Here is a 15,493-nt window from a genome sequence, read left to right as displayed (position 1 = left end):
GACCGCAGTGTGGTCAGCCATCCGGCACAACGCAATTTGCCCCGGCATCACAGATTGCCGAAGCGCCGCAAACGCATGGCCGAGTGGCACCTGCAGCGAGCGGTGTCCTGTCGTGGAGCCCGACGATCCCTTTCCGCGCGGCTTTTCGAGCCCGCGGGGGTCTCCCCGTTGTCAGGCCGGACCCGGGCACGTAGGCTCTGGGATTCCGCGCCGGGCGAACGCTCACCCGGCCTATTCGCTATTCGGGAGTGATTCTGGTGTCCGGAACCTGTGTCATCGGGCTGCAGTGGGGTGACGAAGCCAAGGGAAAACTCGTTGACCTGTTGGCGCCCCAATTCGATTTGGTTGTCCGCTATCAGGGCGGCGCGAACGCCGGCCACACCGTGGTCGTCGGTCAGGAAACGTACAAACTGCACCACATCCCCAGCGGGATCCTGCATTCGGGCGTCCAGAATCTGATCACGCCCGGCGTGGTCATCAATCCGCAAACGATGATCGAGGAGATGGATGCGTTGGCCGCCCGCGGGGTCGATTGCAACCAGAACCTGCGGATCAGCGAACGCGCCCACCTGGTCATGCCCTGGCACATCGCCGAGGATCGACAAATCAACGCGACCGCCGTGCGCGGCGAATCGATCGGTACCACCAACCGCGGCATCGGCCCCTGCTACCGCGACAAGGTCGGACGCACGCACGCGATCCGCATGACCGATTTGATCCAAGACCAGCGTGACGAGCGGATCCGGACCGTCGCCGAGCAGAAAATCGCCATGCTGCGAACCATGGGCGCCTCCGACGAAGAATTGGCATCGGTCGCCGCGGACAAGGTCGTTGCGATGGCCGCCGGCTGGGCAGAGCGGCTGAAGGACATGATCGGCGACACCACCGATTTGTTGTTGGATTCAGCCGAAGCCGACAAACGCATTCTGTTCGAAGGCGCCCAGGGCGCGCTGCTGGATATCGACCACGGCACCTACCCCTTCGTGACCAGCAGCAACAGCAGCGGCGTCGGCGTGTGTGCCGGTGCCGGCGTTCCGCCGCGCTGGATCAACACCGTTCTGGGCGTCTGCAAGGCTTACAGCACCCGTGTCGGTGGAGGCCCCTTTGTGACCGAATTGGAAGACGCGACCGGAGACCGGATCCGAAAACTGGGCAACGAATTTGGCACCACCACGGGTCGCCCGCGCCGTTGCGGTTGGTTCGACGCCGTCGCGGTCCGGTACACCGCGCGGTTGAGCGGCGTGACCCGATTGGCACTGATGATGATGGACGTGCTGGCCCACCTGGACGAATTGAAGGTGTGCGTGGCGTATGAACTGGACGGCGAACGGATCACCCGATTCCCCAGCCACAGCGACCAGTTGCGTCGTTGCAAGCCGATCTACGAAACGATCCCAGGTTGGAAGCAACCGGTCGACGACGTGCGACAGGAAGACGAGTTTCCCGCCGGTGCGTTGGCCTACGTGCGACGGATTGAAGAACTGGTCGGGATCCCCGTCGGCGTGCTCTCGGTTGGACCGGACCGCGCCCAAACCATCTTCACCAAGCAATCCGCCGAGCTGAATCTGCAACCGATCGGAGTCTGAGCGATCGATGGATTCCAAACAGTCTGACGGGTCCCAGTCGGCCGCCCCGCGGGAACGTCCGCAGAGCGGCGATCTGCCGGATCACGTCGCCATCATCATGGACGGCAACGGCCGCTGGGCCCAGGCCCGCGGGTTGCCGCGGATCGAAGGCCACCGACGCGGCGTCAACACGGTCCGGATGATCAGTGAAACCTGCACCGAATTGGGCATCGACGCCGTGACCCTGTACTGCCTGTCCAGTGAGAATTGGAAGCGGCCGCAGGCGGAACTGGACTTCTTGATGCATCTGCTGGAGCAGTACCTGATCGAGGAACGCCGGCTGATCATGGAACAGGGGCTGCGTCTGCGCGTCATCGGCCGCCGCGACCGCCTGCCGCCAAACGTTTTGGCCGAGATGGACAAAACATTGGAGATGTCGGCCGGCAACCCTGGGACGCAGTTGGTACTGGCCGTGGACTACGGCGGCCGTGACGAACTGGCCCAGGCCACCCGAAGGATTTGCAACGAAGTTCTGGAGGGGCGGCTCGAGATTACCGAAATCGACGAACAGACCGTCGAGAACAGGCTCTATACCGCCGGCTTGCCCGACGTGGACTTGATGATTCGCACCGGCGGCGAAATGAGAGTCAGTAATTTTCTGTTGTGGCAAATCAGCTATGCCGAACTGTGGGTCACGGAGACCTGTTGGCCGGAATTCAGTCGCGAAGAGTTCGAACAAGCCTTGCGAAGTTTCGCATCACGCGATCGTCGATTCGGTGGCCTTTCGGTCGGCCAGTGATCCGGAAACGTTCACGGGTGATGCGATGGCCTGCGATGCGATGAACCGTAAGTGTTGGGATCGGGCGTCGCTTTGCCCCGACCCCATCGAATGCCTGAACGCTGCAAGTCCCGAACGCTGCATCAAAAGAGACACAAATGTTGGCAGACCGGCTGCGCACCAGCGCGATCCTGATCACTGTCGTCGTCGGATTGATCCTATTGGATGCCTTCGTGGTGGTCCCCGGGGCCGAGGGCGTGTGGTTGCTTCCGCTGCTGCTGTTTTTCACGATCGGAACCGCCGGGGAAATCGCGGGCATGTTGCGTGCGGCCGATCATCCCGTTCGTCCGATCTCCTGCGTGACCGGTCCCACGCTGGTCGCCTTGTCATCGGGGATTCCGTTTCTGTGGGCCCTGAGTCCGGACGACTATCCCGCCGATTGTCCGGTGGGGCGACTCGGTTGGATCGTGCTGGGGTCCGTGGCGGCGATCTTCGTCGTCCTGATTTGGGAGATGCGACATTACAACCGGATCGTGGAGTACGCTCAGGAGCACGAAGATTCCGTCAGCGGACAGCGATTGACTCCCACGATCAATCAAACAGCCGGGGCGACGATTCGGCGAACCTGCAACGGCGTCTTCGTTTCCATGTACGTCGGGCTGCCGATGGCGATGTTGGTCGCCACGCGGGGGCTGCACGCGTCAACGGACGCACGATTCGGACTCGCCGCGCTGATCACGATCATCGCGGTCACCAAGTCCACCGACGCGGGCGCCTACTTCACGGGAAAGGCGATCGGGCGTCACAAGCTGATCCCTCGGTTGTCGCCGGGCAAGACGGTGGAAGGATCGATCGGCGGGATCGTGACAGCGACCGTCGTGGCCTACGGCTGTTTGGCGGTGCTGATTCCTTGGCTGACCGAACCCCAGTCGAACACGACCCCCGCCACGGGACTGGCCGGCGTGTTGGCGTTGCCGCATTGGGGCGCGCTGGTACTGGGCCCGGTGCTGGCCGTCGCCGGCATGATCGGTGATTTGGCCGAATCACTGTTCAAACGCGACGCCGGCGTCAAGGACAGCGGCAACCTGTTGCCAGGCTTGGGCGGTGTCTGGGACGTCACCGACTCCCTGCTGGCGGCGAGCGTTCCGGCATTTTTTTGTTTCGCGGCCGGCGTGGGTGGAGCCTGACCTGTCCGGCCGCCGAGATTGGTCCAGCCTTTGCTTCGAGATGCCCTGGCAAACACGAAATCCCCCGAATTGTCGAAACGGCAACAATCCGGAATCCGCCGGCCGATCCGCAGAGAGTCTTCTGAGCATCAAGAAATCCCATAAATATCGGCCGAAATGATTTTCGCGGCATCGTTTTGCGACTAAGAAAAAAGCGGAATTGCAGGTATACAGGGACGGACTTTGACCGCCAGAATGGCACTTAGCAGAGCCCTCGGGCCGGCGGGGGTGCCGTCGCTTTCCGCTGGGACGATCCGACAACCGGGACGATCCAAAAACACAGACAGGTGTCTTTCACTTCAATGACAAATCATCTTCGAATCGCCGATCGCAATCGCCGCGGGTACCCGTGGCGGACCATGGCGATACGATTGATGGATGTGAACTCGATTTCCGCTGGAGAAGATTTTGGTGGGGATCATTCCCAAGCTTTGGCCGCCCCCGGCGGTCCTTTTGAATGACTGAAGCAACCTTGATGGTGAATTCCCCCGAAGAGCTGTTGCAGCTGTTCGGGCCGCGTGACCAGCATTTGCGAAAGTTACGCCAGCTGTTTGACGTCACGATCACTCACCGCAACGGACGTGTGCGGATCGCGGGTGAAGGCGAGAACGTCAACGGCGCGATGCGCTCCTTGGAACTGTTGCTCAACCAATGCCGCAAGCGCGGCGGCATCAACGACGAAGACATTGAAACGGTGGCCGCCCAACAGGGCGCGACCATCGAGCGCGCCGGAACCGCAAAAATTGCGGCGACAGAAGACATCGCCATCCAGCACGCCGGACGCCGCATTCGGCCCCGGACCGAAGGCCAGGCCCATTACGTGGAAACGATCCGCGATCACGACCTGACGTTCGCGACCGGCCCTGCCGGCTGCGGCAAAACGTACCTGGCGGTGGCCACCGCGGTCGAGGCGCTCAAAGCCGGACAGATTCGCAAAATCGTGCTGGTCCGCCCGGCCGTCGAAGCGGGGGAGAACCTGGGGTTCCTGCCCGGCGACCTGAGGGCGAAACTGAATCCGTACCTGCGACCGCTGCTGGACGCGCTGGGCGAAATGGTCGACTACGACCGCGCCCGCGAGTTGATGGAGCAGGAAATCATCGAGGTCATTCCGTTGGCGTACATGCGCGGCCGGACACTCAACGACGCGTTCATCATTCTGGACGAAGCTCAAAACACCACCGTCGCGCAGATGAAGATGTTTCTGACTCGAATGGGTGAACGCAGCAAGATGGTTGTCAGCGGCGACGCGACGCAACAGGACTTGCCCCATGGCGTCACCAGCGGTCTCCGCGACGCGCTTCGGCGGCTGAGCCCGATCAAGGCCATCGGAGTGGTTCGCTTGGGCCCTCAAGACATTGTGCGACACCGATTGGTACAACGCATCGTCGAAGCGTATGAAGCCGACGACGTGGGGCGTAACAACGCAGAATCCGGGCGCGGGTCACGAAACCGTCGTGGTCCGGTCCGCGTCATCGGCGGCGATGTGGCCGCGGGCTCGTCGGGTGAGGGTCGTTTGGATCGATAAGTCCTGCACCGTAGGCGACGATCACACGTTATGAATAGCCAAAACAAAACCCGGACGCGGCAACAGCGGATTGAATCGCTGGGGATTCCCAAGCCGAAATTCGTCCAGTGGTGGCAAGACAGTGACAAGGCGGATTGGGCAGCCCGAATCGCCATCGGCGTGCTGGCCGCCACCGCCCTGTTGGTCATCTGCAAGGCCTGGGAACCGAGGTTCGCCTATCGCAGCGGAACCATCCCGATGCGGGATGTCATCGCCCGGGTGAACTTCGAAGTTGAAAACAAAATGCAGACCGAAGCGATGCGGCTGCAAAAGGTCCGTGAGGTCCCGGTTTTCTACCGAAACCGTACCGCGCCGCTGGAACAGCTGCGCGCCCGGCTGAAGAATCGCCTGTTCGTGATCCAAGCGTCGCGTTCGATGCAGGAAATGAGCGACGAAGAACGAAAGGCCTTCGCCGAGTTCTCGTCGCTTGAACCGATCACGCCGGAGTCGGCGGGAGAAGATCGGGCGTCACCGGCGGACCGCTTCAAAGCCATCAAGGCGGTGCTGGGGGGCGATCCGGAATTGGAAAAGGTCGACACGGCATTTCGAACCCTGCGGACGACCGAGTTCAAGAACGGGTTGCTGCAGTCGCTCAAGCACGAACCGGAACAAGGCAGCCAACGTGTGATCCGGGTCTATGTCACCGACCCGGAGGATTCAGTGCACGTCAACCTGGACGACGTTCAGGTGGCGTTGATGGAACAGAAGATCGACAAGACGCTGGCCGAGGAATTCCGCCGGCTGTTCGACGGTCAGGTTGATCCGGATCAGGCCCGCATGGTCGCGCAAATGATCGGCGAATGGATTTACACCCGACTGCCGGAGTACGAAACGCTGACCTATGACGACGAGGCCAGCGAAGCGGCGCGCGCCGAAATCGCAGCCAGCGTCCCGCCGGTCATGAAAAAATACTACGCCGGACAAACCGAGTTGGCCGACGCCGGGGAACCACTGAACGCCGACGAACTGGAATTGCTGCGTCAGGAACACGCTCAGTGGACCAAGTACCGTGGGCTGACCGATCGCCTGGCAAGACTGGCGGCTTACGCCGGCATGATCGCCGCGTTGTACCTGCTGTGCGGATCGTACATCGTCTTTGTCGACGATCGTTCCCTGGTCATGGATCGCAGCAAGTTGACGCGTTTGCTGATCTTGATGATCAGCGCTATCGGCATCAGCTTTTGGGTTGCCAGTGACAAGTACCGCAGCGAACTGGCGCCCCTGGTCGTCGCTTCGATCATCGCCGCGATCGTGTACGGTCGGGATCTGGCCTTGCTACTGATGTCCGCCGCGTGCATCAGCGTCACGCTGTTTTTGAATGAAGACTTGCGGCACCTGGTGATGCTGACCGCTGCCTGCACCAGTTGCACCCTCCTGACAGGACGAATCCGCTCGCACAGTCACCTGTTGTTTGTCGGAGCGGTTTCCGCCGCGGTGACCGCTCTGACGGTTGTCGGTGTCGGCATCGTCGGGGGCGAAACCATGACGGTGGCACCGGGGGCGGAACCCGGCGTCGAAGAGATCGCACCGACGGCGACCACGTTCCTGGACGTCCTGTCGGTGCTGGTCGAAGAAGCCTTGCGGTCGGGCGCCTTCATTCTGGTATCGGCCGCCGCACTGACGCCGCTGTTGCCGATGGTGGAAAAAGCCTTTGGCGTCCAAACGGACCTGAGCCTGCTGAGCCTGAGTGACGCCAGCCACCCGCTGCTGCGTCGATTGGCCCAACGCGCACCGGGGACCTACAACCACAGCATCAACGTGGCTTCCATTGCGGAAGCGGCCGCCGACGCGATCGGTGCCAACGGATTGCTGGTGCGGGTCGGTGCGTACTTCCACGACATCGGAAAGATGTTCAAGCCCGAGTACTTCATCGAGAATCAAAGCGGGATCAACCAGCACGATTCGCTGCAACCGGCGATGAGCACCCTGGTCATCATCGCGCACGTCAAGGACGGCGCGGATCTGGCCAGAAACCACCACCTGCCGCAGCCGTTGATCGACTTGATCATGCAGCACCACGGGACGACGTTGGTGGAATACTTCTTCAACGAAGCCGCCAAACGCAGCGAAGAAAACCCCAACGAAACTCAGGTCAGCGATAAAGATTTCCGCTACCCTGGGCCGAAACCCCAGACCCTGGAAGCGGCCGTCATGATGTTGGCCGATGCCGTCGAAAGCGCCAGCCGCACGTTGGTGGACCCCACCCCGGCGCGGATTCAAAACCTGGTCGACCGCATCGCGCAAAAGAAGATGGCTGATGGCCAATTCGACGAATGCGGACTGACCTTCCGCCAGCTGAATCTGGTCCGAAAGAGTTTGGTGAAATCCCTTACCGCGATTTATCACGCACGTGTCAAATACCCCAGCCAGCAACCCGCCTAACATGGCTGCTTCGCGAAGTGATGCCGTCGCTGCCGACGGCGACGATTCGGAGCCTCCCAGTTCGAACGATGACGCAGTGCACGATGACGCAGTGCATCGAGCGCCCGCTCAATCGCCCGCGCGTCCATCCCGATCGCCGGGCAACCTCGTCGACAGCGCTTCCGCTGACACCGAATCCGGCGCCCGATCCGACTCCGATCTCCAGGTCGAAATCCTGTGGGACGAATCGGTTGCGAATCGTCAAACCGAACTGTCCTTGTCGACGGATGACGTTGGCCGCGCGGCGCGTCTTGCCGCGGCCGCGTGCGGATTTATGTCGGGGGAATTGGGAGTCCGATTCACCGACGACGCCACGATTCACGAAATCAATGTGCGTCATCTTTCCCACGACTATCCGACCGACGTGATCAGCTTTCCCTACTCCGACCAGCCTCCCAGGCTGGAAGGCGAGTTGGTTGCCAGCGTAGACACCGCTCTGGAAAACGCCGTCGAAGCCGGTTGGGCGGCCGGGAATGAACTGCTGCTGTACGTGATCCACGGCGTGTTGCACATTGCGGGCATGGACGATGCCACACCGTCGCAGCGCCGCGAGATGCGGGTTGCCGAACAAGCCGTGCTCAACCAGTTGGGGATTGGCGGGAATTCGACGACGGACCGTTCGCGTCACGGAGGACTCGCCCGGTGAATCAGGTTTGGCCCTGGATTCTGATTTCTTTCGGTGGATTCATGCTCAGCAGCATCGGCGGACTCGGTGCGGAGCTGTTGGATTCTTTCACCGGCCGGTCGCTGGAAGCCTTCTGCCGGATGAAACGCAAGCGAGAACGTTTCGCGTCGATTCTGGAACACCAGGACTCCGTCATTCGCGGCAGCGAGTACCTGCGGATGATCGGCACCGTGCTGTTTCTGGTCGCCGGAACCGCGGCGCTGTTTGAATCCAGCGCGGCCGACCGAACGGCACCGGTCACCTGGACGCTGGCTTCCTTGGGCGGTTGGACCGCCTTTGCCGTGATCGCCATCATGGCGGTCAACGCCTGGCTGCCTGAAGCGGTGACCCGATTTGCCTCCGCCCCAGTGCTGTATCACACTTGGCCGTTCTGGCGGTCGCTGTCCTCGGCGATGGATCCGTTCGCGTTGCCCGGTGAGGTCATTGAAGCGATCACGCGGCGTTTGAGCGGCCAGAAGGAGAACGGGGACGAACCCGAAGAGCTCTTGGAAGATGAAATCCGCACGATGGTCGCCATGGGCACCAACCGCGGCATCTTCGGCCCCGGCATTCGCGAAATGATCCAGAACGTGATGGACCTGGGTGACGACACCGTGGGGCACATCATGACGGTCCGGAGCGACATCGATGCCGTTGAACTCGGCAGCGATTGGCCGGCAGTGATGCAACAGGTGATCGATTCCGGACGCACGCGTTTGCCCGTCTACGACGGAACGCTCGACACCATCGTGGGCGTGCTGTACGTCAAGGATTTGTTGCCCGAATTGACCGACGGCCGAACGCCCTCGCGTCCTTTGGGCGAAATCATGCGACACGCCTGGACCGTGCCGGTCGATCGCAGCGTGGAATCGCTGCTGCGGGAGTTTTTGCACAGCCGCAGTCACATGGCGATCGTGCTGGATGAATTTCAGCAAACCGCAGGGGTGGTGACCATTGAAGACGCGTTGGAGGAGATCGTCGGCGAAATCGTTGACGAATCCGACGAAGAGGAAGAAACGCGGTTCGAGATCATCGATGAGTCCACGGCCGTGGTCAGCGGGCGCGTGATGATTGACGACTTGAACGAGCGTTTGCACTGGGAGTTGCCGGAGAGCGATGACTACGAAACCATCGCCGGATTCGTGCTCAATTCGCTGGGAGAGATTCCAGAGACCGGGGCCACCTTTGAAATCGGAGACACGGCGTTTGAGATTTTGCAGGCCAGTCGTCAAAAGATCGAAATGATGGAGATCCGACACCGACCCGGGGGTCGCATCGCGGGCTGAATGCGGTCTCCCCAATCGTGACGATCGGCAGCCGAGCACGCCCCGCCTGCCAGGCGGATGGGCGGACGCATCGCCCCAGCGGGTGGACGGTCCCCGCCGACCAGGCCTGTCCCCGGCAGCGTCCCGGCGGCCGTTTCCCTTTCCGCCAACGCGGACCCGAATTGCATGGCCGCCAAGCCGCAATTTATGCGTTTCTTTCCTAAAATGCCCGAATCGCCAATCCGGGTCATTACCTTTTATGGCTCGATTTATAGAATTGTCGAAGGTTCCGATTCGGAACACTCGATACAACCCCTACGGTCCGTTCTGGACCGACGTTTTCACCCGCTGACACCGATCGCTTGGCGAGTCGGGTCTGCCGAAGGCTGACTTCGGCCCCCGGACACGCACAGGCGGTGACACCGGCCGACACGCTGACGCTGTTTTATTTCTTTTCATGACGACTTCAAAAGATGTCAAATCGGTTTCCGGAATCACCGTCCGCCTGGCCGGCGACTCCGGCGACGGGATGCAATTGCTGGGCACCCAACTGACCAACACCAGTGCACTGGCCGGGAATGACGTTGCGACGTTCCCCGACTTCCCCGCCGAGATCCGCGCCCCGCGTGGGACGCGTGCCGGTGTCAGCGGATTCCAGGTGCAGTTCGCCCGCGAAGAGATCTTCACCCCGGGCGACACGCTGGATGCGTTGGTGGTGATGAATCCGGCAGCCATGGTGACCAACCTTCAAGATCTGCGCAAAGGCGGGATCTTGATTGCCAACGAAGACGGATTCACCGACAAAGATTTCAAGCTGGCCAAGGTCGACAGCAACCCGCTGGACGCCACCGTCATCAACGACACCTACCGGGTCTTCAAAGTCCCGATGACGCGGCTGACCCGCGACGCGGTGTCCGAACACGGGCTCAGTCCCAAAATCGCGGATCGTTGCAAGAACTTCTTCGCGATGGGCCTGGTGTACTGGCTGTTCGGTCGCTCGCTGGATCCGACGCTGCGTTTCATCGAAGCCAAGTTCGGCAAGAAACCGGAAGTCGCCTCGGCTAACGAAGCGGCGTTGCGCGCCGGTTGGGCCTATGGTGAAACCACCGAAGCGTTCGGTGAAAGCTATCAGGTGGAAGCAGCCGACCTGACGCCGGGCACCTACCGCAACATCATGGGCAACCAGGCGTTGGCTTGGGGACTGGTGGCAGCCAGCAAGTTGAGCGGCAAAGACTTGTTTTACGGCACCTACCCGATCACGCCGGCCAGCGACATCTTGCATGAACTGACCAAGCACAAGAATTTCGGTGTGCGGACGTTCCAGGCCGAAGATGAGATCGCAGCCATGTGTGCGACGATCGGCGCCGCGTTCGGCGGAACGATGGGTGTAACGGCCAGCAGCGGTCCCGGGATTGCCTTGAAAGCCGAGGCGATGGGTCTGGGCATGATGTTGGAATTGCCCATGGTCGTGATCAACGTCCAGCGCGGCGGTCCCAGCACGGGACTGCCCACAAAGACTGAGCAGAGCGATCTGTTGCAAGCGATGTTTGGCCGCAACGGCGAATCGCCGATCCCGATCGTCGCTCCGTGCTCACCGGCCGATTGTTTCGACATGGCGATCGAAGCTTGGCGCATCGCGACCGAGTGCATGGTCCCGGTGATGCTGCTGTCGGACGGCTACATTGCCAACGGCAGCGAGCCCTGGAAAATCCCTGACATCAAATCGCTGCCGCAAATTCAAATCACCCACCCCGAAGGGGCCGACCCGGCGGAACCGTTCTTGCCTTACCTGCGCGACAAGAATCTGTCACGTCCCTGGGCAATCCCCGGTACCGAGGGTTTGATGCACCGAGTTGGTGGTTTGGAGAAAGAGCACGAGACCGGCAACGTCAGCTACGATCCGGCCAACCACCACCTGATGGTCGAAACGCGCGCCAACAAGGTCGCCAAGATCGCCGAACGGATTCCCGACCAGGACATCCTGGGAGAATCAAGCGGTGACCTGCTAGTCGTTTCCTGGGGCGGCACCTACGGGGCCTGCCACACGGCGGTCCGACGCTGCCAGGAAGCCGGGCACCAAGTCAGTCACGTGCATCTCCGCTACATCAATCCGTTCCCCAAGAACCTGGGCGAACTGCTGCGTTCGTTTGATCGCGTGCTGGTGCCGGAATTGAACATGGGACAGCTACGGATGCTGCTGCGGTCGAAGTACCTGGTCGACTGTTTGGGATTCAACAAAGTCCAAGGCAAGCCGTTCTCGGTCAGCGAGCTGATCGAAGCCATCGAAACCCACTTGCCCGCGGCCGTGGCCGCCTGAGCATGCAACGCCGTGCCGCCGCTGCCGGGCAAACCGCCAACGGCTGAAGCTCACCTCACCAGCGGGTCAACTGCGATCGGCCGTCCCCAACAATCATCTCCGTCCAAAGTTCTGTATTCAATATCATGTCGCTGCCTGTCCTCAAAGCCGCCGATTTTGCCTCTGACCAAGACGTCCGATGGTGCCCCGGGTGCGGCGATTACTCGATCCTGGCCCAGATGAAGAAGGTGCTGCCGGAACTCGGCGTGCCTCGCGAAAAGATCGTGTTCGTCAGCGGCATCGGCTGCAGCAGCCGGTTCCCGTATTACATGAACACCTACGGGATGCACAGCATCCACGGCCGGGCGCCGACCTTTGCCACCGGGCTGAAGGCGACGCGTCCCGACTTGATGGTCTGGGTCATCACCGGCGACGGGGACGCGCTGTCGATCGGCGGCAACCATTTCATCCATGTGTTGCGACGCAACCTGGACATCAACATCGTGCTCTTCAACAACCGGATTTACGGTTTGACCAAAGGCCAGTACAGCCCGACCAGCACGGAAGGCCAGGTCACCAAGAGCACGCCGATGGGATCGATTGACCATCCGTTGAGCCCGCTTTCACTGGCGTTGGCCGCCGAAGCAACCTTCGTCGCCCGCAGCCTGGACGCGCACGTCAAGCACCTGGGCATGGTGCTCAAGCGTGCCTCGGAACACAAAGGTACTTCGCTGGTCGAGGTCTACCAGAATTGCAACGTCTTCAATGACGGAGCCATGGCTTACGCGCAAGAGAAGAAGCAGCGGGCCGAAAACGTCGTCGAATTGGAACACGGCAAGCCGCTTGTCTTTGGAAAGGACAACGAGAAGGGGATTCGCTTGATCGGCAATCATTTGCGAGTCGTCGATCGCAGCGAGGTCCCCGACGACGACCTGCTGATTCATGACGAAAAGGATCCGAACCCGTCCATCCAGATGATGCTGGCGCGAATGCGGCACCCGGAAATGCCTGAGCCGATCGGCGTTCTTCGCGATGTCGCAGGCGTGGCCACCTACGATGACCAAATCAACGACCAAGTCAAACTCGCCAAAGAACAACGCGGCGACGGTGATTTGGAAAAACTGTTCAACGCCGGTGATACTTGGGTGGTCGACTGAATCGACCCCCGGATTGATTGATGCCCGGCCCTGTCTGAGATCTCCGATCAACCCTGTTGCTGCCGATGTCCGTCAGCTGTCAACCGCGATCTGGCGATCACAGCGACACGGTTCCAGAGAAAGCATCGCGCGTATCGGCGATTCCCAGGTGGCTGACGATTCATCGAAACGTTTTACCCAACGGCTTCTACACGGAGGAATGACCATGGCACGCGAAAAGACTTACGCAGATGTGTCCAAGGCGATCGGCGAGACGCCGATGATTCAGATCAACCGGCTGGTTCCTGAAGGCGGGGCGACCGTCTTCGCGAAATGCGAGTTCTTTCAACCGCTGAACAGCGTGAAAGACCGGATCGGGGTCGCCATGATCGAAGCAGCCGAGAAAGATGGCCGTCTGAAACCCGACACGCACGTGATCGAACCTACCAGTGGGAACACCGGCATCGCGTTGGCATTCGTCTGTGCCGCCAAGGGTTACAAATTGACTCTGACGATGCCCGAATCCATGTCGGTCGAACGCCGGGCGTTGTTGCGTGCGATGGGCGCCGACTTGGTGTTGACCCCGGCGGGCGACGGCATGAAAGGCGCCATCAACAAGGCAGCCGAACTGGTTGATGCCGGCGACAACACGTTCATGCCGCAGCAATTCGAAAATCCGGCCAACCCCGCCATCCACGAGGCAACCACGGGCCCGGAAATCTGGGAAGACAGCGGACACCAGATCGACGCGATCGTGGCCGGAGTTGGAACCGGGGGCACGATCACCGGCGTGTCGCGGTATTTGAAAAAATTGAACCCTGATTTCAAGGCGATCGCCGTGGAACCGGTTCACTCTCCGGTGATCAGCGGGGGAAGCCCTGGAAAGCACCGCATTCAGGGGATCGGCGCAGGCTTCATTCCCAAGAACCTGGACACGTCGATCATCGATGACGTCGTCAAAGTGGACGACGAAGACGCGTTTTCCTGGGGGCGACGGCTGGCGAAAGAGGAAGGCATCGTCGCCGGCATCAGCAGCGGGGCCAACATGTGGGCCGCGGCCCAGGTCGCCGCGCGTCCCGAAATGAAAGGCAAACGAATCGTCACGATCATGTGTAGCCTGGGCGAACGCTACCTGAGCACGCCGCTCTTCGGCGACCTGGGATTGTAGGGCTCGGTCAGTTCTCTGCTTCACCCTCCCGCAAAGAGGTCGTGCAGCTTTATTTCACCCTCCTTTCCAAGGAGGGTCGAGCGCATCGAGGGAGGATTGCCTCGCCGCTCGGCAGCCGTTTCCGTCGGCTTGCGCCGACGACAGGGGGCTGTCGTCGCTTTGCGACTCCAATCGAGCAACGGCACGACCTCCAACAGCGGAGGGGGTAGCCGATTGCTGCGGATTCTGGACCGCGACCCCGCCGCATGGACTCGTCCTGCGTCCGCCCGCGCGTTAAAAATGGAGCCGCGGGGTGGGCATCCGCCAGGATTGACGTATCGGACCTTTGAGCGGCAACGGACGAACATGGCGAAAGGGCTATTCACTCAAGGGGTCTGCGTGCTGCTCCGCAAGCCTGTTTCCCTGGAAACGCTCCGGGAGAAGCTCTCCGGCTTTGAAATCGTTGGTGTGCAAGAATCGGTCGTCGACGATGCTTCTCCGGAGACGCTGATCATCAATTACCGCCCGGAAGTCCGCGGGCACATGCTGGTCACCCCGTCGACGGAGCCCTGGCCGGATGACATGGGTGACCCCGAGTCGGCGCCGGAGATCTTTGTCGCGTGGTCATTGGGACAGTTCGGACCGCTCGCATTTCCCGGATGCCTGCAGCGGGCCAGCGAACAATCCTGGGCTTGGGAGCAGGGCGAAGACGTCGGGAAAGAACACCAGGCTCATCTGCGTTTGCTGATCAGTTACGTGCTTGGTAGCGAAGAATCCAACGAGCAGGAGACGGGTGATTCGGATGACGTGGTGTTGATTCCGGATGATTACGACCCGATGGCCGAGCTTCGCTTCCTGACCAAGGCGGTTTCGGCCGTGTTGGATCTTCCCGAAGCGATCTGTTATTTCAACCCGGGCGGCGAAGTGCTGCGTGACGAAAACGGTTTGCGACAAGGGTTGAACTACGCCTGGAACTACGAACTTCCACCGCTGGATATGTGGACCAACGTGCGGTTGTTCCGTGCCGAGGATTCGTGGGCGATGATGGACACAGTGGGCATGGGGCAGTTGGACCTGCCGGACATGGAAGCCGTCTACAACACCCAAAAGTACGAACCGGCTGAGGTGGAACGCTTTCTTCGCAATGCATCGCTGTATCTACTGAGCTCGGACGAGCATTTCGATGACGGCGACACGGCCGACGGTCCCGGCAACGTCAGCTGGAATGCGATTCAGTGTGACGAGAGCCTTTCGGATCCGCCCAGGGAGACGATTCGCTGGGTACCGGACGACGACAGCGAGCCGCCGGAAACACTGCTCCGTCGCAACGGCCGTGAGGAAGATGACGACGAGGCATTCGATCGCGAGCCGGATGACTTGGATGATGAGGCGTACGAGAATTAGCAAGGCCGCCCCGGCTCGCGAAGTGGC

General features: G+C 61.0%; 11 protein-coding genes. All 11 read left to right on the top strand.

Going from position 1 to position 15,493, the window contains the following annotated elements; genetic code table 11:
* Positions 1 to 257: 257 nt before the first annotated feature.
* The 11 genes from FYK55_RS17685 (at position 258) to FYK55_RS17635 (ending at position 15,466) form a co-directional block, all read left to right on the top strand.
* Positions 258 to 1,586 (top strand): adenylosuccinate synthase, encoded by a 1,329-nt coding sequence (locus tag FYK55_RS17685; RefSeq protein ID WP_201743739.1) that lies wholly within the window; start codon positions 258 to 260, stop codon positions 1,584 to 1,586.
* A gap of 7 nt (positions 1,587 to 1,593) precedes the next feature.
* Positions 1,594 to 2,364 (top strand): polyprenyl diphosphate synthase, encoded by a 771-nt coding sequence (gene uppS, locus FYK55_RS17680; RefSeq protein WP_150077780.1) that lies wholly within the window; start codon positions 1,594 to 1,596, stop codon positions 2,362 to 2,364.
* A 137-nt stretch (positions 2,365 to 2,501) separates the two neighbouring features.
* Positions 2,502 to 3,530, top strand: a complete 1,029-nt coding sequence (locus FYK55_RS17675) for a phosphatidate cytidylyltransferase (RefSeq protein WP_150077779.1) — start codon at positions 2,502 to 2,504, stop codon at positions 3,528 to 3,530.
* Between the two features lie 496 nt (positions 3,531 to 4,026).
* On the top strand, positions 4,027 to 5,094 hold the full coding sequence (locus FYK55_RS17670) for a PhoH family protein (protein WP_150077778.1): 1,068 nt from the start codon (positions 4,027 to 4,029) through the stop codon (positions 5,092 to 5,094).
* Positions 5,095 to 5,124: 30 nt separating this feature from the next.
* Positions 5,125 to 7,515 (top strand): HD family phosphohydrolase, encoded by a 2,391-nt coding sequence (locus FYK55_RS17665; RefSeq protein WP_150077777.1) that lies wholly within the window; start codon positions 5,125 to 5,127, stop codon positions 7,513 to 7,515.
* A 1-nt stretch (position 7,516) separates the two neighbouring features.
* Positions 7,517 to 8,200: an rRNA maturation RNase YbeY gene (gene ybeY, locus FYK55_RS29765; RefSeq protein ID WP_235908777.1), complete on the top strand. Its 684-nt coding sequence runs from the start codon at positions 7,517 to 7,519 to the stop codon at positions 8,198 to 8,200.
* Positions 8,197 to 9,504 (top strand): hemolysin family protein, encoded by a 1,308-nt coding sequence (locus FYK55_RS17655; protein ID WP_235908776.1) that lies wholly within the window; start codon positions 8,197 to 8,199, stop codon positions 9,502 to 9,504. The genes ybeY and FYK55_RS17655 overlap by 4 nt, the downstream gene beginning before the upstream one ends.
* Positions 9,505 to 9,940: 436 nt before the next feature.
* On the top strand, positions 9,941 to 11,800 hold the full coding sequence (locus FYK55_RS17650) for a 2-oxoacid:acceptor oxidoreductase subunit alpha (RefSeq protein ID WP_150077776.1): 1,860 nt from the start codon (positions 9,941 to 9,943) through the stop codon (positions 11,798 to 11,800).
* A 125-nt stretch (positions 11,801 to 11,925) separates the two neighbouring features.
* Complete coding sequence (locus FYK55_RS17645) at positions 11,926 to 12,936, top strand: 2-oxoacid:ferredoxin oxidoreductase subunit beta (protein WP_150077775.1); 1,011 nt, start codon at positions 11,926 to 11,928, stop codon at positions 12,934 to 12,936.
* 205 nt (positions 12,937 to 13,141) lie between these two features.
* Complete coding sequence (gene cysK, locus FYK55_RS17640; RefSeq protein ID WP_150077774.1) at positions 13,142 to 14,083, top strand: cysteine synthase A; 942 nt, start codon at positions 13,142 to 13,144, stop codon at positions 14,081 to 14,083.
* A 345-nt stretch (positions 14,084 to 14,428) separates the two neighbouring features.
* On the top strand, positions 14,429 to 15,466 hold the full coding sequence (locus FYK55_RS17635; RefSeq protein ID WP_150077773.1) for a DUF4261 domain-containing protein: 1,038 nt from the start codon (positions 14,429 to 14,431) through the stop codon (positions 15,464 to 15,466).
* Positions 15,467 to 15,493: the final 27 nt, after the last annotated feature.

The sequence above is a fragment of the Roseiconus nitratireducens genome, assembly GCF_008629675.1.
GTDB lineage: Bacteria > Planctomycetota > Planctomycetia > Pirellulales > Pirellulaceae > Stieleria > Stieleria nitratireducens.
The sequence above is the reverse complement of the archived record's forward strand: the minus strand, read 5'-3'. Positions and strand labels throughout refer to the sequence as shown.